The sequence below is a fragment of the Streptomyces sp. NBC_01515 genome, from assembly GCF_045040345.1.
Taxonomy (GTDB): domain Bacteria; phylum Actinomycetota; class Actinomycetes; order Streptomycetales; family Streptomycetaceae; genus Streptomyces.
In genome coordinates this window covers 7,205,208-7,229,381 of the sequence record NZ_CP109416.1, presented here as the reverse complement: position 1 = coordinate 7,229,381, position 24,174 = coordinate 7,205,208, and the positions used below count along the sequence as shown (strand labels likewise).

Here is a 24,174-nt window from a genome sequence, read left to right as displayed (position 1 = left end):
TAGGACAGTAGCCGCCGCGATGCCGACCGTCAGGCGAAGAGACGATTCCGTGCCGGCCGCGGCCCCGCCGCCCACGCGGCACCGAACCGTGGATCGACCGAGCCGAAGATACTGTTATCCCTTCTCATTTTCTCATTCAAACGAAGGAAGGGTGTGATGCGCGGGTTAACCACCTCCCCCCAGGGCAGAAAGCCGGTGTTTCCAGCAAAGAATGAAAAGGAAGGGCGAGGGGGTGGAAAGAGTGGAGGGGATTTTCGTCGCATGAAGGTGTGCGTGAACCCAATCGCCGGGAACATTTCTTTCGTTCGATCATTGGTGATGCGCATGCACTTATGCCGCGATTCCTTCTGGACTGAAGTCCTTCAGCATCGCGAGCGCCTCCTGCGTCTGGTGCGCCGCCGGCTGCCCAATCCGCATGACGCCGAGGACTGCGTCCAGGAGGCCATGCTGCGGGCGGCGACCCACCGCGACCTGGACCGCGACCGGCTCGGGGCGTTCCTGACCACGGTCGCCATGCGGCTGTGCATCGACAGCTACCGGGAACGGGAGCGCTGGCAGCGGCTGTTGCTGCGCATCACCGACGGGGAGCCGGAGATGCTGGAGGAAGCCGTCTGCGACCAGGAATTCGGTCGCTGGCTGCTCCGGCAGGCCGGCCAGCTCCGCGGCCGGGAGCGGCAGGTGATGCTCGCGCGGGCCGACGGGATCTCCATCGTCGAGTTCGCCCGGCTCAACCAGATCTCCGTAAAGGCCGCCGAGGGTGCATTCACACGTGGCAGAGCGAGGCTCCGGCACATGTGCACCCAGTCTCTGGGCGAATCCTGCGGATGACCGAAAAATGGTTGGGCATCCTGGTGAATTCCATGATGCCCCTAGGGAAGGACACCCGAAAAAGTGGCTGACAAACCGAGCACCCAGGACACCATCAAGAACTTACTCGGCGACATCGCCGACAGTTCCAACAAGGCGTTCAACGATTTCCTGGACCCGCCGAACAAGTCCAGGAAGTCCGACTACCCGGACTGGTTCGGCTCCGGCAATCCGATGGCGGCCCTCGCCGGTACGCCCCTCGGGGCACTGCAGGCGATGGCGGCGTTCGGCGGCGGCGGCATGAACCCCCTGGCCGCACTCGCCGGCGCCAACCCGCTCGCCCTCCTGGCGGGCGCCTCCTCGGACCGGGGCTCCGGTCCGGTGAACCCGCTGGCCGCACTCGCGAACGCCAACCCGCTCGCCGTCCTGGCGGGTGCGAATCCGGCGGCGGCTGCCCTCGCCGGGCTGGCCGGCTCCTCCAACTCCGCCAATCCGCTCGCGGCCGTAGGACAACTCGCCGGTGCGGCGGCGGGTCTGCCCGGTGCCGTGGGCGGTCTCGGCGGGCTGGCCGAATCCCTGGCGACCCTGCCCCAGCAGATCGCCAGGCTGACCGACCTGCTCTCCACGCTGGTCAGTTCCCTCGACGCGATCAGTGATGTCGCGGCGAGTGCCGGCGTCCGTCCGCCGGCCAAGAAGGGCTGACCGACGCCGCCCCGGCACAAGGCCGTTGACCCGCGGTCCGTGCCCGGTGCGCCGGGCCGGCTTCCGCAGAACCCTTAGGAGGGAACCCGCGTCGTGAGGACCTTGATCGGCGACCGGCTCCGGCTGGTCGTGAAGGTGCTGGGCAGTCTGATCGCCGACGAGGTCGGTCACACGGCGCGGGAACGCGGGAGATCCAAGGGGAACGGCCGGTCCCCGGCGGAGGAGGAGGAATCCGCCGCCGGGGACGCCCAACGACGTGCACGGGCCGTACGCAGGGCTCTGGAGAGCCTCGGCCCGTTCTATGTGAAGCTCGGCCAGATCCTCTCCACCCGGCCGGACATGGTGCCGCCCTCGATGATCGCCGAGTTCCAGAACCTGCACGACCAGGTCGACGTGCAGCCGTTCTCCCTGTTCGAGCCGGTCCTGGAGAAGGATCTCGGCCCCGACTGGAAGCTCAGGTTCGACGACATCGACACCACCAAGCCCCTGGGCGCGGCGTCGCTGGCCCAGGTCTACCGGGTGACCCTGCCCGGGGGCCGGGAGGCCGTGGTGAAGATCCAGCGGCCGGAGATCCGCGAGGCGGTACGGGCCGACATGGCCCTGCTGCGCCGGGCGTCCCGCATCGTGGCGCGGGCGGCACCGCGGTTCAACGAGGTCATCGACGTCGAGGCGATGCTGGGCTCGATCTTCGACGCCATGGAACCCGAACTCGACTTCACCGGCGAGGCCCGCAACATGGAGGAGGGCCGGGAGGCGGCCCGCGACTTCCGCACCCTGGCCGTCCCCGAGGTCCTCTCGGCCACACCCCGGGTGCTGGTCCAGTCGATGGCTCCGGGCATGTCCGTACGGCATCTGGACCCCAGGTCGTTCAGCGACAGCGAGCGCACCGACATCGGCAAGGACCTGCTGCGGTTCATGTACCGCGGGTACTTCGTGCAGCGGACGTTCCACGCGGACCCGCACGCGGGGAACGTCTTCGCGCTGCCCGGCGGCCCCGCGACCCTGATCGACTGGGGCATGGTCGGGCGCCTGGACAAGCGGACCAGCCTCCAACTGCTGCCCCTGCTCATGGCGTTGGCGCAGAACGACGGACACGGGCTGGCCCGCGCCTGGGCCGACATGGGGAAGCTCACCGCCTGGGCGAACCTGCCGGCGTTCGCCGCCGACATGGCGGCGCTGGTCCCCAAGATCTCCAGTGCCTCGCTGGGCGAGCTGAACTTCGGCGTCTCGCTCACCACGGTGCTGGAGAAGGCCACCAAGCGGGGCATCGGCTCCGCGCCCTCGATCTCGCTGCTGGGCAAGTCCTTCGCCAACCTCGAAGGCTCGGTGCGCTGCCTGGCGCCCGAGCTGTCGCTGGCGGAGATCTTCAAGGGCGAGGTCCGCGGCATCGTGATGTCCCTGCTGGGCGAGTTCATCTCGCTGGAGCAACTGGGCCGTACGGCAATGGACTTGATGGTCACGGCCACCACCAGCCCCGAGCAGCTGCGCGGACTGCTGGCCGACGCGTCCAACCGGCGGTTCGCGCTCCAGGTCCACCACCCGAGGACACCGGCCGCCCTGGGAGGCGAACGCGGCTCCTCCTACGCCGGGTTGATCGCCCTGGGCGCGATGGCACTGCTGCTGGACCACCGCCGCAGGTCCCGCTGACACGTCCGGCTCCCCCCGCACACCCTGCCGCGCCCGCCCGACAGAAACCCGTCTCGGACGCCCTCCGGGCTCCCGCGTCGCCCAGCGGACCGGAACTCGCCTCAGGTCTCCTCCCGGCTCCCTCACGTCGACCACCCACCAGGCTCCCGCCGCAGGCCTCCTCCAGGCTCCCCGCGTCGACCGCCCAACGGGAACCCGCCTCGGCCGCCCCCGGGCTCCCACCCCAGGTCTCCTCCTGGCTCCCGGCTCGGACGCCACCCCGGGCCCGCGCCTCAGGCCGCCTCCAGGCTCCCGCTTAGTCACCCGACTGGAACCCGCCTCGACCGCCTCCCGGGCTCCCGCCTCGGACACCCCCGGCCCCCACCTCAACCACCGCCCTCCAAAGCCCCCCGGAGCGCGGCCAGTGTCGCCCGCATCGTCGCGCGGTTGCGCTCGCGGCGCCGGAGCACGCCGGTGACCGCCGGGCTGACGGCGGTGAGCAGTCGTCCGGCGACCGCCGACCGCAGGTCGAGCCACTCCTCCGTGACCTCGCATCCCCCGGGTACCTCCCTGAAGCGGTACGTCCACTGGGACAGGGCGACGCCCAGGAAGCTGACCTTGAAGGCGAAGCAGCTTCCCGGCCGGGCGGAGACCACGGTGCACAGGGTGGCCCAGGGCAGCCACGCGGCGCGGTTGAGCCCCACGAAGCGGGTGCCCACGCGTACGGCGCCCGCGTCGCCCAGCACGCGGGCGCCGCGGACCTCCGGACTCCACTGCCCCATGCGCGTGACGTCGCTGACGGCCGCGTACGCCGTGTCCGGCGGCACCCGGACCGTGACGCGCTCGCTGAGCGGGACCGGGCCCCGCACGCGCGGATGGGCGCTCACGCGCGGATGGTGACGCCGTGCTCACGGTCGTCCGTGAGGATCTCCATCAGGGCGCGGCTGTCGGTCTTGAGTGCGGTGCGCTTGCCGGTGACCCGGTTGGCGATCTCGACCGTGCAGGAGCCGATCTTCGTGTTGAGGCAGTGTTTGATCCCGCCGGGCGGGTTGTAGTAATTCAGGCCTACGAACCGTTCCTTGGGGGCGGTCATCCGGCCGCGGATGTCGACGGTGCCGTCGGTCGTGGCGAAGTCCCAGTAGAAGTAGCCGAAGTCCGCCTTGGCGGTGAGCGCCTGACGCAGTGACACCAGCGAGTACTCGCGGTCGTCGTGGCGCAGGACGAGGAAGGTGACCTGCGGGATGTGCACGGGACCGAGCTTGGCGCGGGCCGTGACGACCTCCAGGAAGCTGTCGGGCTCCCCGTCGAAGCCGGCGACCTGCCCGAAGGCGTAGTGGTCGGTGTGCCGGCTGCCCCAGTTGTGGTTCTGGCTGCCCGTCCAGCCGTCGATGTCGACGCTCTCGCCGTTGATGTCCAGGCTGCCGCTGTACCGGGCGAGCGGCGTGCCGACCAGGCTCTTGGCCTTGGGGAACCCGCCCGTGTACATCCTCGGCGGCAGCAGGAACAGCGGCGGCTGGTCCCCGGTGTACGTCAGGTCCCAGCCGATCCGGCCGTCCGGTCCCCGCGCCTCGCCCTTGAGGCTGCCGGGTTCCAGCACGCGGTCGCCGACCCGGGCGCCGAACGAGTCGGTGCTGAAGTGGCAGTCGGCGATGGGGTGTTCCTCCTTGGCCACCACATGCCGACCGGTCACCCCGTCGAACCAGATCGCCCACAGCTCGCCGATGGCCGCCTCCGGCATGTCCGCGGGGCTGAACACGGTGTAGCGGATCCAGAACGCGCGGGGTTCCGTGGGGTGGTTGCCCCGCTGGTAGAAGCTCTCGTAGTGACCGGCCCGCTGGCCCGGCCGGTAGCGGGTCCGGTTGATGTGCTCGGGGTCGAGGAGCGAGGCGTCGGCGTTCATGAGGTCCGTTCTCCGGCGACATGGGCGGTGCGTGCGGCCGAGGGCGTCCGCTGATGCATCGTCATCAGCATTCCGTACCGCGGCCGCAGCGTGATGGTGGCGTGGTTCACCACCCGGTGGGAGGGAACATGGCGGAACTCCCAGCGGCGCACCAGGGCGCACAGCAGCAGATGGGCCTCCATGAGCGCGAAGTGCTTCCCGATGCAGAGGTGCGGCCCCGCGCCGAACGGCAGATACGCGAAGCGATGCCGCCCCTTGCCGGTCTCCGGCAGGAAGCGGTCCGGGTCGAAGCGCTCGGGGTCCGGCCAGTGCCGCGGGTGCCGGTGGATGTCGTACAGGTTCACCAGGACGCGTGACCCGGCCGGCACCCGGTAGCCGCCCAGTTCGGTGTCCCGCAGCACCAGCCGGGGCAGGATCGGCGCCGACGGGTAGAGCCGCAGGGCCTCCTCGAAGACCCGCAGGGTGCAGGGCATCGCGGCCAGGTCGTCCGGGGTGGGCAGTTCTTCGTTCCCCAGGACGCCGTCCACCTCGCGCTGGACCCGCTCCAGCACCTCGCGGTGCCGGGAGAGCAGGTAGAAGGCCCAGGTGAGGGTGATCGCGGTGGTCTCGTGGCCGGCGGCGAAGGTGGTGATGACCTCGTCCCGCAGCTCCCGGTCGGTCATGCCCTGGCCGGTGTCGGCGTCGCGGGCGGCCAGCAGCATGTCCAGCAGGTCCCCGCCGCCGGTGGGGGCGTCGGGCCGCCGGCGTTCCGCGATGATCCGGTAGATGAGGTCGTCGAGTCCCCGCATGACCTCGTGGAAGCGCCGGTTGCGCGGGGTCGGCCAGGACGTGGGCGGGCTCAGCGGGTTCTGCAGCCGGTCGAAGGCGTAGTTGATCGCCACGTCCACCGCGTCCGGTCCGAGCCCGGCCAGGGTGCGGCTGACATCGGTGCTGAACATGCAGCGGCTGACGATGTCGAGGGTGACCCGCATCATCTCCGTGTGCAGGTCCAGCACCGCGCCCGTCCGGTAGCGGTCCGCCATGTGCGCGATCTGCTCCGCCGCCGAGACCCCCATCGTCGCGAACATGCCCGCGAGCGCCTGCTTGGTGTAGATCGGCTGCATCATCCGCCGGTTGCGCAGCCAGCTCTTGTGGTCGTCGCTGGTCAGCAGGCCTTCACCGAGGACGAGCCGCAGCGGGTTGTCCGGCCCGAGCTTGCCGAACCGTTCGCTGTCGGTCAGCACCTCGGCGGCCAGCTCCGGACTGGACACCCCGTGCACCGCGACCGGCCCGAGCCGGTACTGGACCAGGTCGCCGTGGGCGGTGCGCCCCCGGTGCATGGCCTGGAGGATGTCCCGCCGGAAGTCCAGCACACTGCCCAGCAACGGCAGCCCGGCAGCCCTGGGCGCACCCACCACACCATCACGTACATCAGTCATCGCCATCGCCCTCACTTCCGCGCCAGCGCGCAGACCCAGCCCAGCGAACGGCGCGGCTCCGCCACGAACCGGGCGTCCTGGAACCCGGCCTTGGTGAGCCGTTCCACCAGGTCGTCCCCGGAGAGGATGTGCAGCCCCGCCCGCTGCGAGCGCTCCGTGAAGCGCCGCCCGAAGAACCGCTGGGTCAGCGACGGATCGTCGGCGGCCTCCCGGCTCATCTCCAGCGTGACGGCCACCTGCCCGCCCGGTTTCAGCACCCGGTACGCCTCGGCGAGGCCGCCCAGCGGATCCGGCCAGAAGTAGAAGGTCTCGATCGCGCAGACCTGGTCGAACGACGAGTCCTCGTACGGCAGTTGGGAGCAGTCCCCGTGCCGGATCTCGACCCGGCCGCGCGCGACGGCCGGCAGATTCCGCCGTACCGCCTGCTCGACCATCTCCATCGAGTAGTCCACCCCGGCGACGAACCCCTGGGCGGCCCGCCCCGACAGCAGCTTCACCGCCATGCCCCCGCCGCACCCGACGTCCAGCACCCGCTGACGGCCGCGCACGTCCATGTGCTCGATCGTCCACGCGGTGAGACTCCGATGCTGCACCGCCATCAGATTCCCGAAGAACCGCCCGGCCCGCCCGGTCGGCCTGCGGAAGTTCTCCTCCATGAGCTCCAACGGCCTTGCCAGCAGTGTCCCGATCATTGGTGTTCCTTTCCCGGTGAGCCCGGCGTCCGTGTGGTGGTACGGCAGTCGAAGAGAAGTCGGACGGATGGTCTACGGCACGGAGGTCTACGGCGGCTCCTCACCCCCGCGGCCCGAGCGCAGGAACGGCCGGGCATCCGTGCGGTGGTGCGGTGGTGCGGCAGTCTCGGGAGAAGTCGGACGGACGGTCCACGCCGGCTCCTCACCCCCGCGGCCCGAGTGCAGGCCCCGCCGCACGGCGGGCGGTGCGGTCCATCGCGGCCAAGTGGGCCCGCAGGAGCGGCCGGGCCGGTCCCGACACCGGTAGCCGGGGTGCCCGGGAGCGGTGCCAGGGCAGCGGCTCGCCGGTGTCCCCGTCACCGAGCAGGGTCGCGGCGAGGTAGGAGCCGTGTGCCACCGACATCGCGAGACCGTGCCCGTTGCAGCCGCCCGCGTACCAGACACCGGGCCGCCCCCGGACCGGCCCCACCACGGGCAGGCCGTCCGCCGTCACCCCGATCCCGCCCGCCCAGCGGTGCGTGACCTCCACCCCGGCCAGCGCCGGGTGCAGCGCCCGCAGCCACTGCTCCAGCCGGTGGAACGCGAACACCCGCAGCACGGCCCTGCGGCGGGGCCCGATCCCGTCAGGACACAGGGCGGTACCGCCCCCGACCACCAACCGTCCATCCGCGCTGAGACGGAAGTACGGGGCCAGCGGCACCGCGTCGATCACCGCCAGCCCACCGTGCCCGAGGAGCGCCCGCGCCTCGTGGCCCAGCGGCTCGGTCGCCACCGCGTGCACCTCAAGCCCGAGCACCGTGCCGACCGGCAGCCCGAGCCCGGCCACCCCGGCGTTCACCGCCAGCACCGACTTCGGCGCCCGCAACGTGCCGTGCGGGAAGACCAGTTCGGGCCGGTGCCCGTCCCCGCCGCGCACCTCCCGCAACGGGCTGCCGCCGTAGAGCCGTACGCCCTTGGCCACACAAGCCCTCGCCAGGGCCGCCGTCAGCGCGGCCGGGTCGAGGGTGGCGGTGTGCCGGTGGAGCAGACCCGCGTGGTACGGCACGTCCACCCGGCGCCGGATGTCGGCGGCGCACAGGACGGGCACCTCCAGGTCCAGGGCGCGATAGGCGGCGGCCTGCCGTGCCAGGGACACCAGCCCGGCACGGGAGCGCGCCGCGACGATCTGCTCCCCGTCCGCGCAGGGCACACCGAGCCGGTCGCACAGCTCCACGACCTGTCGTACGGCCTCGACGCTGGCCCGGTGCATCCGGCGGGCGGCGGCGGGCCCGTGCCGCCGCACCGCCCGGTCGACCGGCGGCCCCACCCGCGGCCCCAGCAGCCCGGTGCCCCGCCCACTGGCACCGGCCGCCGGCCGCCGCGCGTCCACCACCACGATGTCCAGGGAGGGTTGACGTTCCGCCAGGTGATACGCGGTGGACAGTCCTACGAGCCCCGCGCCCACCACCGCGACATCGGCACCGATCCGGCCGCACACGGTGGACGGCGGGTCGGTGCCGTCCGGGCCCCCGGACTCCCAGCAGGGCGTGCCCGGCGCGAACAGGGTCACCGGGGCACCCCTTCCCCGACCCCAGCCCCAGCCCCAGCCCCAGCCCCAGCCAGCGACCCGAACCTCCGGTCGTGCCAGAGCAACGGCCGCCCCGACGCCACCTGCACCACGGCCACCCTTCCCACCACCGCGCTGTGGTCGCCGTAGCGGCGGATGTCCTCGACCAGGCAGACCGACCAGCCGAGCGCGTCGCCGAAGACGGGTGCTCCCAGGACGGGACGGAGCGGGATCTCGCGGAACCGCTCGCTCGGTGAGACGGCCGGATCCGCGAAGCGGACGGCCCGCGAACGCTGGTTGTCCCGGAGCAGGTTGACCGCGAAGACGCCCTGGCCGCCGATCGCCGACAGCGTGTGCGAGCCGTTGCGCAGGCAGGCGAGGAGGAGGGGCGGGCGGGCCGAGAGCGAGGTGAGGGAGGAGACGGTCATCCCGGTGGGCCGCCCGTCCCCGCCCTGGGTGGTGACCACGGTGACACCGGAGGCGAGTTTCGCGTACAGGCGCAGGCAGTGCTCGGTGTCCGGGCCGGGCTCGTCCCGCAACTGTTCGCCCGGGTCCGGCGGCCGGGCCAGGGCGAGGTTCAGGGCGAGGTCAGCCATGCGCGGCGTCCGCGAGACCGGCCGGTGACACCGTGCCGAGCAGACCCTGGAGGATCTTCTCGATGTTCGTACGTAGCGTCGACTCGGCCACCGGGTCGAGGATCTCGGCCAGCGTGGGGATCCCCAGGTCGAACGAGGCCCGGAAGGTGACGGTGGTGCCGTCCGGGTGCGCCTCGCAGGCCCAACTGCCCTCGAAGGTCTCGAAGTCGCCGCTGAGCTGCTCGAACGCGATGGATCGGGTGGCCGGCGAGAAGGTGTCGCGTTCCGTCCACCGCATCAGCCCGTTGCGGAAGGCGACCGTCCACGCGGAGACCACGGAACCGTCCGGTCGCGGCGGCTGCACCTCCACCGCGCGGACCGTAGTGGTGAGTTCGGGGTACCGGCTGAAGTCGCTGATCCTCCGGTAGGCGTGCTCGGGGTCGATGCCCTGGGCCGTCATCCGGACTGTCACATGGCGCATGGGGTTCGTCCTCACTGGTGTGGGGGTGCTGTCGTGACTGACGTGGGGGTGCTGTCGTGCCGATGTCGTGGGGTGGTGCTGTCCTGACCGGTCAGGCGAGGCGGGTGTGCACGGCCCGCAGGGCTTCGGCGAGGGCGTCCAGGAAGAGCTGGACCTGGTCGGCGTCCGCGACAGCCGGGGGCGTCAGCCGGAGCACGCGCGTGGAGTTGAGCGAGTGATTGACCAGGACCCCCCGGCTCACCAGCTCCAGCAGCGTCTCGCCGACGGCCTGCGCCCGCGCGAACTCGATACCGATCAGCAGTCCCCTGCCGCGCACCTCGTGCACGAGGCGTTCCTGGTAGGGGGCACAGGCCTCCACGACTCCGGCGAGCAGTTGCCGGCCGAGCAAGGCGGCGCGGCCCACGATGTCCTCGCCATCGATCGTCTCCACCGCCGCCATCGCCGCCGCACAGGCGATCGGCGAGGCGCCGAAGGTGGAGGTGTGGAGATAGGGATCGCGGGAGAACGGACGGTAAGCGTCCTTGGTGGCGACCATCGCGGCCACCGGTACGACACCACCGCTCAACCCCTTCCCGACGAGGAGAACATCGGGCACGACACCCTCGGCGTCCACGCCCCACCAACTACCGAGCCGCCCCAGCCCGGTCTGCACCTCGTCCACAATCAGGAAGGCGCCGTACGTACGACACAGCCCGGCCGCCTCCGCGAGATACCCGGGCGGCGGGATACGCACCCCGCCCTCGCCCTGTACCGGTTCGAGAATCACGCAGGCCCGGTCGCGACGCGCACGGAGTGCCGCCTCCAGTTCGGCCAGGTCCCCGTAGGCGACCTGCGTGGTGTCCGGCAGCAACGGCTCAAAGGCCTGCTGGTAAAGGGAGTTGGCGGTGACGCTCAACGCCCCCAGGGTCTTCCCGTGGTACCCGGACACGGTGGTCACCAGCGCGCTGCGCCCATGCGCACGGGCCAGCTTCAGACCCGCTTCGGTCGCCTCGGCACCGGAGTTGACGAAGTGCACGTGGTCGAGCCCCGTCGGGGTACGAGCGGCCAGCGCGGCGGCGGCCCGCGCGGCAACGGGCTCCAAAAACACCCGGGTGGCCAACGGATGCGCGTCCAACTGCCGGTGCACGGCCTCAAGTACGGCCGGATGACGATGCCCCAGGATGAAGACGCCGTAGCCCCCGAAGTCCAAGTAACGACGCCCGTCATCGGTGTGCACCCAGGCACCCTCGGAGTACACCTCGGCCATACCGCCGAGCACGGTTCCCATGACGGCACGGCCGGTGCCGAGGTGGCGGCGGTATAGCTCGGCGGTGTCGGGGGGTGGTGGGGTGGGGGCGGTGGTCTCTGGGGCGGGGGGAGCGGCCGTCTTTACGGGGGCTGGAGCGGCTGTCTCTACGGTGACTGGAGCGGCCACCCCTACGACGGCTGGGACTGGAGTCTCTACGGGGGCTGGAGCAGCGGTCTCTACGGCGGCAGGAGCAACCACTCCTACGGTGGCGTGAGTTGCCACCTCCACGGCGCTCACGACGCCAGCTCCGTCGGCGTCTGAGCAGCCGGTGTCTGAGCAGTCCGCGACCGGCGCAGGCCTCCTCGCCCGGTGGCCCAGCACTCCACGTTGCGCGCCAGCGCCGACCGGATCGCGGCGCGGGTCGGGGCCGTACCGCAGTGCGGTGTCCCCAGGTCGGACGCGAAGGGCAACTCCCGCTGGAAGACCAGCAACAGCTCGGCGTAGTCCTGGAGCCGGCGCCGCACCAGCGCGGGGAAGGACGGCCCCTCCAACAGCGGGAGCAACAGCCGGTGCACCGCTTCCACGGGGATCAGCCGCGGCGGGTGCGGACGTTCACCGTGGTGTCCGGCGAACTCCAGGCAGATGTCGACGACCTCCCGCTGCAGGATGGCCTCGCGCCCGGCGGTCAGCCAGTACTCGCCCTGGGCGACACCGGACCTGACCAGGTCGCCCACCGCACGGGCCACCACGTCCTGCGGCACCATGTCGATCCGTGTCCCCGGCGAGCCCGGAAGCACCGGGACCTGGCCCTTGACGATCCCTCCCAGCGCCCGGGTCAGACCCTGCACCCGGGCGATCCGGCCGGTGGACGAGTCACCCATGACCAGGGACGGCCGCAGGATGACCCCGGGAACCTCGGCCGACCGTACGGCCTCCTCGGCCGCCGTCTTGGAGGCGAGGTAGGCCGCCGCCCCGGGAAAACGCTCCTGTTCCTCGGGCGCGAGCGGGTTCGCCACGAAGGCGGTGCTCATGTAGAAGAAGGGCGCGTCGGCGCGGGCCGCCAGGTCGAGCATCGACCGGGTGCCGTCCAGGTTGGTGCGCCAGATGTCGGCCGGGGCCAGCCGCCAGTTGGTGGCCGCGGCGGAGTGCACCACCACGTCCACCTCGGCGGCGAGGTCCAGCCGTTGGGCGGCGGAGAGCCCCAGACCGAGGGCTCTCAGGTCCGCCGTCACCTCGCGTACCCGGGGGTCGTCCAGCGGTGCCCGGTGACGCAGGCAGATCAGGTCGTAGTCGTCGCAGAGCTCGTCGATCAGGGCCTGGCCGAGTACGCCCGCGGCGCCGGTGAGCAGCAGGGTGGGGCGTTGGTTCCGGGGGCGGGACGGACGGGACTGACGGGACGGACCGGTGGGTTCTGGCGGCATGGTTCGGAAACTCCCATCGGGTGGGGGGTGTTGGGGTGGGGTGGGAGGGGGTCGTGGGGGTGTGAGGAGTCGTGCCCGGGATTGGGACCGGGACCGGGGTCGAGACCGGGGTCGGGACCGGGACCGGGGTCTGGATCAGGGTCTGGATCAGGGTCGCGGTCTGGATCGGCGTCGGGTTCGGGTTCGCGACCTCGACCTCAACGTCGGCCGGATCAGGCGACGGTGAGCGGGCCGTCCGCCAGGTGGGCCGCCAGCGGGCCGGTCATCCTGGACCGTGCCGGCGGGTGCAGGGACAGCCCGTTGGCGCAGGCCGCGAGGTGTCCGACCTCGTCCGAGCTCATGAAGTTGAGGCCGCCGAGCAGTTCCACCGCCCGCGGGACGATGCGGGCAAGGGCGTCCTGCACGCAGTACCGCACGTACAGCGAGTCGGCGAGCGTCGACTCGTCCGGGCAGCCCTCGTCGAGCCGGCGGGCAACACCCTCCGCGGCGGCCATCGCGCCCTCGGCCTCCACCAGCAGCCGGACCCGCTCGGACTCGGGCACCCGCTCGTTGAGCAGGACCCGCTCCACCAGCGCACTGGCGACCCCGAGATAACTCCCCGTCATCAGCAGCTCGAACCAGACAAGACCCGCGGTCTGCAGTTCGTCCAGGCGCCCCTCCGAGCCCGAGGTCCGCAGCAGCAACTCCGGCGGTACGAGCACGTCCGTGAGGGTGACCTGATCGCTCTCCGCTCCCGACAGAAAGGAACTGGACCAGAAACCGCTGACGCTCACGCCCTCACTCTCGGCGGGCACCAGCGCCACCGCCAGCTCGTCACGCGCCCCCCGCTCACCGGGTACCAGGACACTGGCGGTGAGCAGATCCATGGACCGGGCGAGACTGCACGGCCGCTTCACCCCGCTGATCCGCACCCCGTCGGATCCCACGGTCGCGGTCATCGACGGCGAGAGGATGCCGACGCCGGGCCGCCCCTCGGCGAAGCCGGAGGCCACCAGGCGGTTACCGGAGGCCACCCCTTCGACGAGCATCCACTCCAGCCCCTCGCCGTCGGTGACCAGACCGACCAGGGTGGCCATGGAGAAGTGGTGCATCGTGGTGGCCACCGCCAGGGACGGCGACCTGCTGCCCAGCGCACGCTGTACCCGCAGGGCGTCCAGCGCGCTGGCCCCCTTCCCCTTGCAGGAGACCGGCACCACAAGCCCCGGACCACCACTGTCGCGGAAGAGCCCGATACCGGGGCTGCCCGGACTCTCCAACTCCAAGAGCGGCACCGCCCGCAGACTCTCGTCGAGCCCCGGCAGCAACTTCGTCAGTACGGCGCGTTCGCGCTCCAGAAACCTCATGTGCTCCCCTGCTCCGGGACGACCCGGTCGCGCTGAACCCCGTCCGGCGGACGGGAATGACGGGTGGCGGGAATGACGGGATGACGGGACGGTCAGGACCGGCAGGACCGGCAGGACCGGCGAGAACGGTCGGCCCAACGGGACTGGCAGGACTGGTCGGACGGCGGGACTGGCAAGACCGGTCAGCCAAGCCGGACCGGTAGAACGGGTCGGACGGGTCGGACGGGTCGGACGGGTCGGACGGGTCGGACAGATAGGACTGGCCGGACAGGCGAGGCTGGTCGCCCGGGCGGGCCTGCCCTACGACACCCCGCCCCACCCCACGGCACCCGGGCCCGCCCTACGACACCCAGGCCCGCCCCACGGCACCCCAGCCCGCCCTACAGCGCCCGCGTAGCCCGCAGCAACTGCCACACCGCCGCAAGCCCGGGCCGCCCCTGAAAGGCGATGTACTCGGGCAGCACCACATGCGGCGCCCATTTCCGCTTGTACTCAAGCTGCGCGGCGGCCGGGTAGATCCGCTCGCCGTGCTGGGCGAGCAACCGCACGCAGCGCGTGAAAGTACGGCTCGCACACGGCAGTTCGTGCTCATCAGCGAGACCGGTGAAGGGCGTGAAGCCGAAGTGCAGCCAGCCCGCGCCGTCGGCCGACATCCGCTCCATCGCGGTCGCGTTCAGCGCCTCCATCACCCCGGGCGGAGCGTCCGGGGAACGCCGGCTGAGGTCATGGAGCCAGCCCGGCCGGCTGCCGAACACCGGCGAGTAACTGATGTACCCGACGGCCACCCCGCCGATCCGCCCCACGAACAACCGCCGGTGCCGCTGGGCCAGCCCGGTCCGCTCCCCCACCAGGAACCGCAACTCCTTGGCCCCGCCCTTGCCCTGGAGCCAGGCCCGGTCGATCAGATCCAGTTCGCTCTGCACCTCCTCGTCGGCCACGGAGGGAGCCTCGACCACCTCAAGACCGGCGCGACGGGCCCTGGATATCTTGTTCCGCAGCCGTACGAAGGCCGATCCGCGCAGCGTGAACCGGGCCAGGTCGACCGCGTACGACGCCCCCAGCTGATTCACCGTGAACCCGTGCGCCCCGTACAACTCGGCGTCCGCCCGCTGCAGTTGTACGGCGACCAGCCGCCGCGGCCGGGCCTGCGCGGCGAAGGCGACCAGCAGCCCCGCACGCTGCTCCTCCGCCGCGAAGGGCCCCGCGAACTGCAGCAGGTGACGCCCCGACCGCCGATACACGCAGGTGCCGTCGAAACGCGGATCCCGGAAGTATTCATTGCCCTGATTGAGAGCAAGAAAAGAACTCGGATTGTCACTGTGCCGGACCAGGGTCTCAAAGACGGACGGCATCCGCACCCCTCCGGGACTCCTCGGAATCAATTCCGGCCGAATGCGAGTACGCCCGCTCGAATTCGACATACGCCGGATGCGGATCCGGTTCAAAAAGCACCCCGAACGGCTTGAGCGAATTCCCGAACAGAGCACGGTCCCCCAACAGATGCAGAGGAAGAGCGAGCAACGCCCACTCCGGCCCCGCCAGCAGCGCCCACACCCCGGCGACGACACCCGCGGTCACCAGGCTGTGCATGGTGTTGTACGCCACGAAGTACCACCGCGAGATACACCCACTCCGACTCCTCCGAAAGGCCAGAGCGCCGGGAAGATACCCGATGACGTCGATGACGACAAAGAGCGCAACAAACACCCCCCACCGAATCTCCGAAAAATGCCACACGGCAAGCACGGCACACACGACCAGGCCGCCCAGCCATTCCAAGCGCAGCAGCAGGAAGGTGGTTCTCGTCTCGAATCTGTTTTTCGCATCCATGCGCCCTCCACCCTTCACCCTTGTTTACGGGTGAAGCGAAGGAAACCCTCGCAGGAAAACAAAACAGAATTAATCACTTTTACGATAAAACGCGGAAGTTGACGGGTGATCTCCAGACGATCAAGCACCCCTCGGTAGGGTTGTTCGCCATGGGCAACCACGCCACCCAACAGCAGACCGGCCGGAACTCGATGGCGCGGACAGACTCGGTGCGGGAATGATCAGTGCCTACGTCTGGATCCTGCCGGCGTTGACCACCGCCGGATGGATCCTGTCGTGGTGGGGACCGCGGTGGATCCGGTGGAGTCTGCTCGCCGCCGCGGCCGTCATCTCCGTCCTCTGCGTCGCCATCGCGGGCCTCACCAAGCAGCCGCCGGCCAGGCCTGAAAACATCGGCTGCTCGCCGGCCCTCGAATGCGCGGACTGGCATCCGGTCCACTGGTTCGAGGCGGGCCTGTTCGGCTTCGCATGCTGCGTGCTGCTGTTGATCCCGACGATCGTGACCGAAATCGTCAACTGGTTCGAACTCCGCGCCACCGCGGACTCACCACGCTGAAGGCCTTCCAGCACCCATCCACCGATCCACCCATCCAGCCCGGTGACAACGAAGAGGCCGAACTCGACGGAGTCCGACCTCTTCCGACCTGCACACTCGACCAGCAATCACGCGCAGAAACACACGGCGCACACCGCGCACACGACTACACGTTGAACCGGAACGTTCACCACAGGGCTCCCACCTGCGGAAACGGGCGCCTGAGTGATCCGAGTCAGCACAGAATCAGCACGGTTCGAACAAGTCAGCATCGAACGGTTCAGCGCCTACGCGGCCAGCATCTCGCCCCCCCTCGGGCCGCATGGCGTGCTGCAGGACCGCACGAAGGCGCCCCCACGCGCTGGGCAGCAGATGCCCGTAGATGTCGATCGTGGTCTTGATGGACCGGTGACCCAGCCAGAGTGAGACCTCGTGGATCGGAACACCGTGGGCCAAGGCGGTCGAGGCAAAGAAGTGCCGCAGGCTGCCAGGTGTGTACTTCGCCTTGCCGTCCGCATCGACCAGACCAGCCACCCGGCACGCCTTCTTGAAGTGGTAGCCGTAGGTGGAGGCTGTGGGCATCGTGCCCTTGCCGCCCTGTCGCGGGGCGAAGAAGACTGCAAGCCGGAGCCTCTTGCCCCTCCGGCCGGTAAAGATCACCGGCACCGGCTTCCACTTCGTCAGGTGAGCGTCGATCTCCTGATCGACGAAGGAGGCGGTCGGAACGTCCCGGTACTCGCCCTCACTCCGGTTCTTGAGGGAAACGAAGACTGTGCGGCAGTCCGCACGGTGGGCCCTGGCGCTGACCTGCCAGCGAATCCTGACGAAGCCGGGCCGCCGGCACTCGGTGGAAAAGGCCAGGGCCTCGCTGGGGCGTTGGCCGGTGCCCGACTGAAGGTAGACGGTGAGCCGGTACTGCGGCGCGATGTGCTGCGCGATCAGATCGACCTCGCCCGGCGTCGGAATCTCGTCCTCGTCCACCGCGAGCCCGCCCGCCTGGGATATCCGGACGCCCCGGGCGGGATTGTCCGGGATCCGTTTGTCGACGACGGCCGCCTCCAGCATGGCGGCCACCATCACCACGCGGTCATTGACCGTGGAGGCCGCCAGCCCCGCACCGGAGGCATGGACGTCCTTGGCGAGCCTCTCGAAGTCGTGCCGCGCCAGTGCGGCCAGCGTCTTCCGACCCAGACGCGGCACGAGATGGTTGCGAATGAACCCCTCATAGTTGCGGCGTGTCGACTCTGCGATGACCCGCCGCTCCAGCCACTCCTGCGCCCAGACCCGCAACGGCACGACTCCACGCGCAGGATCGACGTAGACGTCCGCCTTCTTGCCGTTCTCGACCCTGGCGGCAAAAGCGTCCGCACCGTCCGAGCCCACCCGCCGAGGAAACGACCTCTCCCGCTGCCGCCCCCGCCTTCCCCCCAGCTCCCGATACCGCACCGTCCACCCATGCCGGCACCCTGGACGGGCGCAGGGATAATTCCGGTCCCGGACATCCCGCTTGCACTTCTGAAAGATGCTCGCCACCCAAGCCCCCGATCTGCAGCCCGATCCAGCACGTGAAATCCTCGCCACCAGCTCACAACCGGGCAAGACATTCGTCGCCAATCCGCTCTTTCCGGCGAACGTGAACCCCTCATCCGTAGACGGAGCAACCGCCGTGCCCGCCTGGGGCCACACTTGTCGGGGACAGGAGGTGTTCGGCCGCCTGTACGCCCAGGTGCAGACCCCGGCCAGCTCCCGGGGAGTAGGAACTCCCCTCGTACCGAGCTCAGAAGGTGGCGGGGCGGGCAGCGGAGTACCGCGCCTGGGGCGAGCCCCGGCGACGTCCGGCGTGTCGACGGCGTGGACTACACACCGATCTAGACAACGCCGCCCTTCCTCCACAGTGGTTGCCGAGATCCCGGAGACCGGTATAGGCAGCGACAGCGACCTCCTGATCACTCTCCACCACCTGCTTCCGGCAGACGACCGCCGGCAGCTGCCACGAACCCCGGCCATGGCCGCAACCACGTGCTCCCCGTCATCACGGACCGCCGCGTCCTCGGCACCTGCCAGTCGGGCTGCCTCGTCGACATGCACAAGGACAATCCGCAGCGGCAGATGCACCCGCCCTCGTCGTTCCTCGGTTAGCGGTTCCTGTCGGACGGGCTCGGGGCCCGACCCGAGGCGATAGATTTGGGTGCTTGTTCGACGCCGTGACACGGTCGCCGGTGACGCTGACGAAGAGTGAAGGGAATGTGGGCCGAGTGCACCAGGCAGGCGACGAGGAAGCCCTCGCGGAGCTGGCCGCCGCTTCCGCGAACTTCGGTTTCCTGCTGCCGCTTGAGCCCCTCCTGCTGCTATACGGCGCGGGTGCCGAGGCCAACGCACACGCCCGCCCTGAACGGTCCCTCGCCCAGGCCCGGCAGTTCGCGGAGGTGCTGAGCACGGAGTCCGCCCGACTGCTCGGCCCGGAGTCCGCCGACGGCGCGGCCGATGGCCCGGTGCACCGCGCGCTGACCGAACTGCGCCGCTCCAGTGACCCCGTGCCCAACAGCAAGGCCGGACCGGACGACGGGTCCCGTGCCCGGCGTCTCGTACTGCACTGCTTTGACCTGGGCGTCTGGTACTTCCGGCTGCGGACCGGGGTGCGTGATGCGCTCTCCTTCGTCCCGCTGGCCGAATGGGACGATACCCCGGCGGGCTCACCGCACCGGCAGGTCACCGTGGGAAAGCCTGTGACCGACCTGGCCACCTGGGTCGCCCTGCTCGACGAGTACGTCCCCGTACTGCGGCGGACCTTCGACCGGCGGACGCCCGCCGGGACGGCCACCCGCGCGTCCCTGAAGGCACGGGCGGCCCTCCTGGAAGCGGAGTGGCGCGTCGCGGACCGGCTGACCGAGGCGGGATGGACCGTACGGGACGATACGGACGCGCCGCACGAGCTACCGGTACGGGGTGTCGCTGTACGGGGCACGGCGCAACCGGACGGGGCGGCGGGACCGGACTACGTGCTCCGCGTCGACGGCCGCCCGGTGGGCACCGTCGAGGTGCGGCCCCGCGGCGGGGATCTGCTAGCGGCGGTGGCCCAGTCCCGTGGGGCCGGCACCTCGTTGACGGCGTCCGCGGAGCACCGGATGCCCTACATGTACACCACGGACGGCGTCCGGGTGCTGTTCCGGAACGGGGACGACCCCGAGCCGCGCCCCCGGGAGGTCTTCACCTTCCACCAGCCGGACACCGTGACCCGCTGGCTGCGCGAGGCCGTGGCCGACCCCCAGACGCCTACGTTCCAGGGCCGCGTGCGCCACCGTCTTCCGAACCTCGGCGATGACGGCTATACCCAGGACTCCCTCCGGTCGGTGCAGTACGAAGCGGTGCTGGCGTTCGAGAGCTCGCTGCGCCGGGGCGAGCGCCGGGCTATGGTCCAGATCGCTGTGGGGGGCGGCCGGACGGTCACGGCCGTAACCGCAGCCCACCGCCTGCTACAGCACGCCCGGGCCCGCCGGATCCTCTTTCTGGTCGACCGGGTGGAGCTCGAAACGCAGGTGCTGGCAACCTTCGCGGCGTACTCCGGCCCCGGCGACGACGGCAGGAAGTTCACCGAGTCGTACCGGGTGGAGCGGCTGGGCCCGGACGCCGTGCGGTCCCACGGAGTTGTCGTGAGCACCGTGCAGCGGCTCTTCAGGGCCCTGTCCGGGGGCGAAGCGACGTCCGGAGTCCGCTACCTGCCCGATCTGCCCCCTGAGTCCTTCGACCTCGTCATCGCCGACGACTGCCACCGGTCCGTCTCCCCCCGGTGGCGTGCACTGTTCGACTACTTCGATGCCCCGGTTCTCGGACTGACGGCCACCCCGACGGACCGGGCGCTGGAGGTCTTCCAGGGCAATCTGGTCAGTTCCTACACCTTCGAGGACGCTGTTGCCGACGGCCGGGCCGTGGGTGTCACCGTCTACAGCCTCGGCGACCTCCCCACGCGACTGGAGTGGACGGCCGACACACTGGAGGAGGGGTTCGGCCCCGACGCGGAGGAGATCCCCGGGCGCCGTCGCTCCGTGGTGAGCGGCAAGGCGCTCCACGCCGCGCTGACGGCGTTCAAGGAGGGGCTGCCGTCGATGTTCCCCGAACGGGCACAGCTCGGTTCCGGGGGCATGTCGCTGCCCAAGACCGTCGTCTACGCGGACGACGACCGTCACGCGGACGAGGTGGTCGCCGCGGTGCGCGCGGTGTTCGGGCAGGGGCCCGGCTTCTGCCGGAAGGTCACGCTCAAGGGCGGATCACCGTACCGGTGGCTCGCGGAGTTCCGTAACACCGTCGAGCTGCGGGTCGTCGTCGTAGTGGGCCTGGTGCTCGCCGGGACGGATACCGCCCCCGTCGAATGTGTGCTGTTCCTGCGGGACGTCAAGTCCGCGAACCGCTATTTCCAGATGATCGCGGTCGGGACGCGCTCCATCGCATCGGCGGAACTGCGGGCGGTCACCCCCGGCGCATCGGCCAAGACCCAATGCGTGGTCGTAGATCCGTTCGGCGTCACCCGGCACCATGCCGGTCGTCGGTCCTCCACGGCGCGGAAGCGGGAGCAGGGGAAGGAGGCATACGAGGCCCCGGCAACAGTCGACGACGACGCCGAGGTCATGGAGCGTTGGCGGTCCTTCCTCCGGGCAGGCAACGGCCCGGCGCGGGAGCTGATCGTCGGCACCAGGGTCCTGACCGAGGCGGACGTCCGAAGGCTTCGCTCATGGGCCGAGTCTCTGGCGCGGCCACCGCACGACCTGACGGCGGAGCGGCTCTGGAACGCCTACGAACGCGCCGGTGTCACAGTGTCGGATCCCCGCCGGCCCCGGACGCCGAAGGGTCCCGTAGATCTCCTCGTCCTCGTCAGGTACGAAGCGGACGTGGAGCCGCGCCCACGTCCCTACCGCGACCAGGTCTTCGACCGGCTCGACGCGTGGATCGACCGCCAGGAGCGCCTGGGACGGTCCTTCGACTCCGACCATGTCTGGTGGATGGAGCACATCGCGGACGGCACGGCGGCCGACGGACACTTCGCCGCCGCGTCCCTGGATGCCGTTCCCTTCACCCTCCGGGGCGGCACGTCGGGCTTCCTGCGCGCCTTCGGCGAACAGGGTGCGGTCTGCCTGCTGGACGAGCTGCGGAGCGTACTCGCGTGAGCGCGGGACTGCCGCTCGGCTGGACCGACATGTCACTGGGAGAGCTCCTGCGCGAGCCGTTGGCAGCGGGCCGGTCCGGTTCGCCCGTCCCGGGAGGAGTGCCCGTCCTCCGCCTGCCCGCGCTACGGTCGGCCACGGTCGACCTCGCGGAGTCTCGGGAGGGCCCGTGGGCCACGACGGCCGAAGCGGCGCAACGTCTGATCCGGCCGGGCGACATCCTGATAAGCCGCAATGGCGGACCCGGGACACGGATCGGGCGGGCGGCCCTGGTCCGGGAAATCACCGACCCCATGACGTACCCCGCCACCATGGTGCGGGTGCGGGTCGACGAGCGGCTGATCGACCCCGAGTACCTGGTGCTGTCGTGGGAATCCCGCGCCGTACGCCGCCAGATAGAGTCGTCAGTCCGCCAAGGATCCGGCCTGCACCACATCGCGGTACGGGACCTGGAACGAGTACGGCTGCCGCTGCCCCCGCGCGCCGAACAGGAACGAATCAAGAGTTCCCTCGCCTTCTGGCTCACCCGAGTGGACGAGGAGGAGGCCGCCGTCCGCGACACGCTGCGGCGGATCGAGGACCTCCGCGCCCTCGTCATTAACCGCGGCGCCGTCGGCCGCACTGCGCCCGGGCCGCACTTGGACCCCGAGCCCTCCACCGCAGCACACCGCGCGCCTCTGCCCGCCGTTCCCGAGGGATGGCGGTGGGTTCCCCTCGGCGAGTTGGCCGAGGTAGTGCGCGGGCCCATGGCGGACAGCCGGCGCCCCGACGAACGGCACGGGGTCGAGGTGGGTTCCCTGCGCCCGGCCGAGTTGCGGGGCGAGCAGTGGGCACACGAGCGGATGCCGACGGTGCGGCTCGACGCCGACACGGCAGAGGCAAACCGCCTGAGCCCCGGGGACGTCCTGTTCGTGCTGAGCGGACAGCCCGACAGCCTCGGCCTCAGCCGGGTGTGGGAACAAGACTCCTCGCACCGCACGTACGTGCCGAACCACCACGTGGCACGGGTCCGCATGGCCGGGGACGCCCTGCACCCCCGGCTGCTCGCCCTGTACGCGAACGGGGCCGGTCGACGATGGCTGCGGGGCGCCGCAAGGGGCACGGCCGGCCTGGCCTCCCTAGGACTCGACCAGCTACGGCGGACACCCGTCCCCGTGCCTCCACTCGCCGAACAGGGCGCTCTCCTCGCCTCTTTGGAGGCGTGGGACGGCGGACTCATCTCCGTTACGACCTCGGCCGAGGAAGCCCTAGCAATGGCGGACCGGCTGCGCGACGGCTGCCGGGAGCAGGCACTCACGGGCAGGCTGCCCCACGGCGCCGCGCCGAGCAGCGAGAACGACGTAAGACCCGAGGGAGTAGTGACCGTGCCGCCGACGACGCCCGCCCGACGGCCTGTCGACCGACCTTCCGAGGTCGAGCGCCGGGCCGAGCAGCTCTGGTCCTCCTTCCCCCCGCTGAGCGACGACGGCCTCACGGCACTGGAGTACGTGGAGCAGGTGGCATATCTGCTCTTTCTCAAGGTGGCGCAGGAGCTGCGGCACCGGCCCCTCAACCGCGTCGATGTCCTGGGGCGCGACGCTTGGGACGAGCTCGCGCTGCGCGAGGGCACAGAACTGACCCGGCACTATGGCACGCTTCTGGCGGAGCTGGGTGAGCGCGGCGGCGTGGTCGGTCGGATTTTCCACAAGGCCCACAACCCCCTGCGCCACCCCATGCACCTCCAGAACCTGATCCAACAGGTCAGGGAGGGGCTGTCCTGGTGGGACGAACGGCCGCAGTGGCGCGCTCCGGTCTTCGACGCGTTCCTCGCCCGGTCCGGTCAGCGCCACCGCAGCGGCGCGGGCCAGTACTTTACTCACCGGGGTCTAGTCGACGCCATCGTCTCGTGCACGCGTCCGACCGTCGAGGACACGATCGTGGACCCGGCGGCGGGCACCGGCGGATTCCTGGTGCGGTCCTTCGAGCACATCGCCCGGTGCCTTCCGCCGGGTGTCTCCCCCTCCCAGCGGGAGCGGCTGTCCCACGGCGGGATCCGGGGGACGGAACTGGTGGACGCAACGGCGCGCCTCGCCACCATGAATCTGTTGCTGCACGGCGTTGAGCGCCTCGACGGCGACCGAGCGGCCATCGAGGTACGGGATTCCCTCGCCGTGAGCCCCGGCCGCCGGGCCACCCTCGTCCTCGCTGATCCGCCCCTGGGGCAGCGGCGCTCGACGGTCCCGTCCTCGGGCGCGCCCGGCCTCCACGACACGGAGGAGGACCTCTCCATCGCCCGGCCGGACTTCTGGGCGGCCACCGGCCACCAGCAGCTCGACTTCCTGCAGCACGTCTACACCTTGCTGGAGATCGGCGGCCGGGCCGCCGTCGTCGTACCGGACGGTGTCCTCTTCCAACGGGGTGCCGGGGAACGGGTACGGAGGCAGTTGCTGAAGCAGTGCGACGTGCACACCCTCCTCCGCCTCCCCTCCGGGCTCTCCGGAGCCTCCTCGGGGGTCAAGCTCAATGTCCTGTTCTTCGAGAAGGCCGCGGCCCGCCCCGACGGATCGCCGGCCACCCGCCGCCTTTGGGTCTACGACCTGCGGACCGGACGCGCGCCCGCCGCCGACGCCCCGGATTCCACGGGCTCCGGTCTCGACGCATTCGTGGCCGCGTACCGGCCTGGGCACCCACCCGACACCCGCGCCGCGTCGCCGGTGTTCAAGCCCTACTCCGTGGACGCACTCCTCGCCGGGCAGGGCATCAGTCTCGACCTCGGCGCCGACCTACGCGAGGAAGAGTCGAGGGATGCCCCCGAGCCGCACCTGATTGCCCAGCAGATCTCCGGGCTGCTAGAGGACGCGTGGCGACGGTTCTCGAGGCTCGCGGAGGAGCTCACGCCGCCGCGGGACGCCCGTACGTTCCGGTCCGGTTGAGG

Annotated in this window: 19 protein-coding genes and 1 pseudogene; 7 read left to right on the top strand and 13 right to left on the bottom strand. The window is 70.6% G+C overall.

Annotated elements, in window-relative coordinates; translation table 11 throughout:
* Nucleotides 1-324 precede the first annotated feature (324 nt).
* The 3 genes from OG407_RS32930 (at nt 325) to OG407_RS32920 (ending at nt 3,156) form a co-directional block, all read left to right on the top strand.
* Nucleotides 325-828 (top strand): RNA polymerase sigma factor, encoded by a 504-nt coding sequence (locus tag OG407_RS32930; protein ID WP_405868743.1) that lies wholly within the window; start codon nt 325-327, stop codon nt 826-828.
* A 63-nt stretch (nt 829-891) separates the two neighbouring features.
* Nucleotides 892-1,509 carry a hypothetical protein gene (locus OG407_RS32925; protein ID WP_405863166.1) on the top strand — a complete coding sequence of 206 codons (618 nt, stop codon included), beginning with the start codon at nt 892-894 and terminating at the stop codon, nt 1,507-1,509.
* 93 nt (nt 1,510-1,602) lie between these two features.
* Nucleotides 1,603-3,156 carry an ABC1 kinase family protein gene (locus OG407_RS32920; protein WP_403583904.1) on the top strand — a complete coding sequence of 518 codons (1,554 nt, stop codon included), beginning with the start codon at nt 1,603-1,605 and terminating at the stop codon, nt 3,154-3,156.
* Nucleotides 3,157-3,521: 365 nt separating this feature from the next.
* On the opposite strand, the gene OG407_RS32915 is transcribed toward OG407_RS32920, so the two are convergent.
* From OG407_RS32915 to OG407_RS32860, 12 genes are all read right to left on the bottom strand, one after another.
* Entirely contained in the window at nt 3,522-4,022 is a 501-nt protein-coding gene (locus tag OG407_RS32915; protein ID WP_405863165.1) for an SRPBCC family protein, read from the bottom strand.
* Nucleotides 4,019-5,035, bottom strand: coding sequence for a hypothetical protein (locus OG407_RS32910; RefSeq protein WP_405863164.1), 1,017 nt, complete (start codon nt 5,033-5,035; stop codon nt 4,019-4,021). The genes OG407_RS32915 and OG407_RS32910 overlap by 4 nt, the downstream gene beginning before the upstream one ends.
* Nucleotides 5,032-6,453 carry a cytochrome P450 gene (locus tag OG407_RS32905; RefSeq protein WP_405863163.1) on the bottom strand — a complete coding sequence of 474 codons (1,422 nt, stop codon included), beginning with the start codon at nt 6,451-6,453 and terminating at the stop codon, nt 5,032-5,034. Before OG407_RS32905 ends, OG407_RS32910 begins: the two co-directional genes overlap by 4 nt.
* Before the next feature lie 11 nt (nt 6,454-6,464).
* Nucleotides 6,465-7,145, bottom strand: coding sequence for a class I SAM-dependent methyltransferase (locus tag OG407_RS32900; RefSeq protein ID WP_403583894.1), 681 nt, complete (start codon nt 7,143-7,145; stop codon nt 6,465-6,467).
* Between the two features lie 202 nt (nt 7,146-7,347).
* On the bottom strand, nt 7,348-8,694 hold the full coding sequence (locus tag OG407_RS32895) for an NAD(P)/FAD-dependent oxidoreductase (protein ID WP_405863162.1): 1,347 nt from the start codon (nt 8,692-8,694) through the stop codon (nt 7,348-7,350).
* Nucleotides 8,691-9,287: a flavin reductase family protein gene (locus OG407_RS32890; protein ID WP_405863161.1), complete on the bottom strand. Its 597-nt coding sequence runs from the start codon at nt 9,285-9,287 to the stop codon at nt 8,691-8,693. Before OG407_RS32890 ends, OG407_RS32895 begins: the two co-directional genes overlap by 4 nt.
* Complete coding sequence (locus OG407_RS32885; protein WP_403583886.1) at nt 9,280-9,747, bottom strand: type II toxin-antitoxin system RatA family toxin; 468 nt, start codon at nt 9,745-9,747, stop codon at nt 9,280-9,282. The genes OG407_RS32890 and OG407_RS32885 overlap by 8 nt, the downstream gene beginning before the upstream one ends.
* 91 nt (nt 9,748-9,838) lie before the next feature.
* Complete coding sequence (locus tag OG407_RS32880; RefSeq protein WP_405863160.1) at nt 9,839-11,014, bottom strand: aspartate aminotransferase family protein; 1,176 nt, start codon at nt 11,012-11,014, stop codon at nt 9,839-9,841.
* A 254-nt stretch (nt 11,015-11,268) separates the two neighbouring features.
* Complete coding sequence (locus tag OG407_RS32875; RefSeq protein WP_405863159.1) at nt 11,269-12,396, bottom strand: SDR family oxidoreductase; 1,128 nt, start codon at nt 12,394-12,396, stop codon at nt 11,269-11,271.
* A 212-nt stretch (nt 12,397-12,608) separates the two neighbouring features.
* The gene (locus OG407_RS32870) at nt 12,609-13,739 is read right to left on the bottom strand and encodes an acyl-CoA dehydrogenase (RefSeq protein ID WP_405863158.1); all 1,131 of its coding nucleotides are present in this window, start codon (nt 13,737-13,739) and stop codon (nt 12,609-12,611) included.
* A 380-nt stretch (nt 13,740-14,119) separates the two neighbouring features.
* Nucleotides 14,120-15,091 carry a bifunctional lysylphosphatidylglycerol flippase/synthetase MprF gene (locus tag OG407_RS32865; protein WP_405863157.1) on the bottom strand — a complete coding sequence of 324 codons (972 nt, stop codon included), beginning with the start codon at nt 15,089-15,091 and terminating at the stop codon, nt 14,120-14,122.
* Entirely contained in the window at nt 15,075-15,569 is a 495-nt protein-coding gene (locus OG407_RS32860) for a hypothetical protein (protein WP_405863156.1), read from the bottom strand. Before OG407_RS32860 ends, OG407_RS32865 begins: the two co-directional genes overlap by 17 nt.
* A gap of 217 nt (nt 15,570-15,786) precedes the next feature.
* Between OG407_RS32860 and OG407_RS32855 the strand changes: the two genes are divergently transcribed.
* Nucleotides 15,787-16,125, top strand: coding sequence for a hypothetical protein (locus tag OG407_RS32855; RefSeq protein ID WP_405863155.1), 339 nt, complete (start codon nt 15,787-15,789; stop codon nt 16,123-16,125).
* Between the two features lie 225 nt (nt 16,126-16,350).
* Here OG407_RS32855 and OG407_RS32850 read toward each other — a convergent pair whose 3' ends face one another.
* Nucleotides 16,351-17,487: a tyrosine-type recombinase/integrase gene (locus OG407_RS32850; protein ID WP_405863154.1), complete on the bottom strand. Its 1,137-nt coding sequence runs from the start codon at nt 17,485-17,487 to the stop codon at nt 16,351-16,353.
* 499 nt (nt 17,488-17,986) lie between these two features.
* Between OG407_RS32850 and OG407_RS32845 the strand changes: the two are divergent.
* From OG407_RS32845 to OG407_RS32835, 3 genes and pseudogenes are all read left to right on the top strand, one after another.
* Nucleotides 17,987-18,243 (top strand): annotated as a pseudogene (locus tag OG407_RS32845) (YjbQ family protein); the annotation flags it as partial.
* 116 nt (nt 18,244-18,359) lie between these two features.
* On the top strand, nt 18,360-21,263 hold the full coding sequence (locus OG407_RS32840) for a DEAD/DEAH box helicase family protein (protein WP_405863153.1): 2,904 nt from the start codon (nt 18,360-18,362) through the stop codon (nt 21,261-21,263).
* Entirely contained in the window at nt 21,260-24,172 is a 2,913-nt protein-coding gene (locus tag OG407_RS32835; protein WP_405863152.1) for an N-6 DNA methylase, read from the top strand. Before OG407_RS32840 ends, OG407_RS32835 begins: the two co-directional genes overlap by 4 nt.
* Nucleotides 24,173-24,174: the final 2 nt, after the last annotated feature.

What these genes read in the sequence shown, in the direction of transcription:
- OG407_RS32930 (WP_405868743.1), top strand. Translation starts at nt 325, where the DNA reads ATGCACTTATGCCGCGATTCCTTCTGGACTGAAGTCCTTCAGCATCGC.
- OG407_RS32910 (WP_405863164.1), bottom strand. Translation starts at nt 5,035, where the DNA reads ATGAACGCCGACGCCTCGCTCCTCGACCCCGAGCACATCAACCGGACC.
- OG407_RS32905 (WP_405863163.1), bottom strand. Translation starts at nt 6,453, where the DNA reads ATGACTGATGTACGTGATGGTGTGGTGGGTGCGCCCAGGGCTGCCGGG.
- OG407_RS32900 (WP_403583894.1), bottom strand. Translation starts at nt 7,145, where the DNA reads ATGATCGGGACACTGCTGGCAAGGCCGTTGGAGCTCATGGAGGAGAAC.
- OG407_RS32890 (WP_405863161.1), bottom strand. Translation starts at nt 9,287, where the DNA reads ATGGCTGACCTCGCCCTGAACCTCGCCCTGGCCCGGCCGCCGGACCCG.
- OG407_RS32885 (WP_403583886.1), bottom strand. Translation starts at nt 9,747, where the DNA reads ATGCGCCATGTGACAGTCCGGATGACGGCCCAGGGCATCGACCCCGAG.
- OG407_RS32880 (WP_405863160.1), bottom strand. Translation starts at nt 11,014, where the DNA reads ATGGGAACCGTGCTCGGCGGTATGGCCGAGGTGTACTCCGAGGGTGCC.
- OG407_RS32875 (WP_405863159.1), bottom strand. Translation starts at nt 12,396, where the DNA reads ATGCCGCCAGAACCCACCGGTCCGTCCCGTCAGTCCCGTCCGTCCCGC.
- OG407_RS32870 (WP_405863158.1), bottom strand. Translation starts at nt 13,739, where the DNA reads ATGAGGTTTCTGGAGCGCGAACGCGCCGTACTGACGAAGTTGCTGCCG.
- OG407_RS32865 (WP_405863157.1), bottom strand. Translation starts at nt 15,091, where the DNA reads ATGCCGTCCGTCTTTGAGACCCTGGTCCGGCACAGTGACAATCCGAGT.
- OG407_RS32860 (WP_405863156.1), bottom strand. Translation starts at nt 15,569, where the DNA reads ATGGATGCGAAAAACAGATTCGAGACGAGAACCACCTTCCTGCTGCTG.
- OG407_RS32855 (WP_405863155.1), top strand. Translation starts at nt 15,787, where the DNA reads ATGATCAGTGCCTACGTCTGGATCCTGCCGGCGTTGACCACCGCCGGA.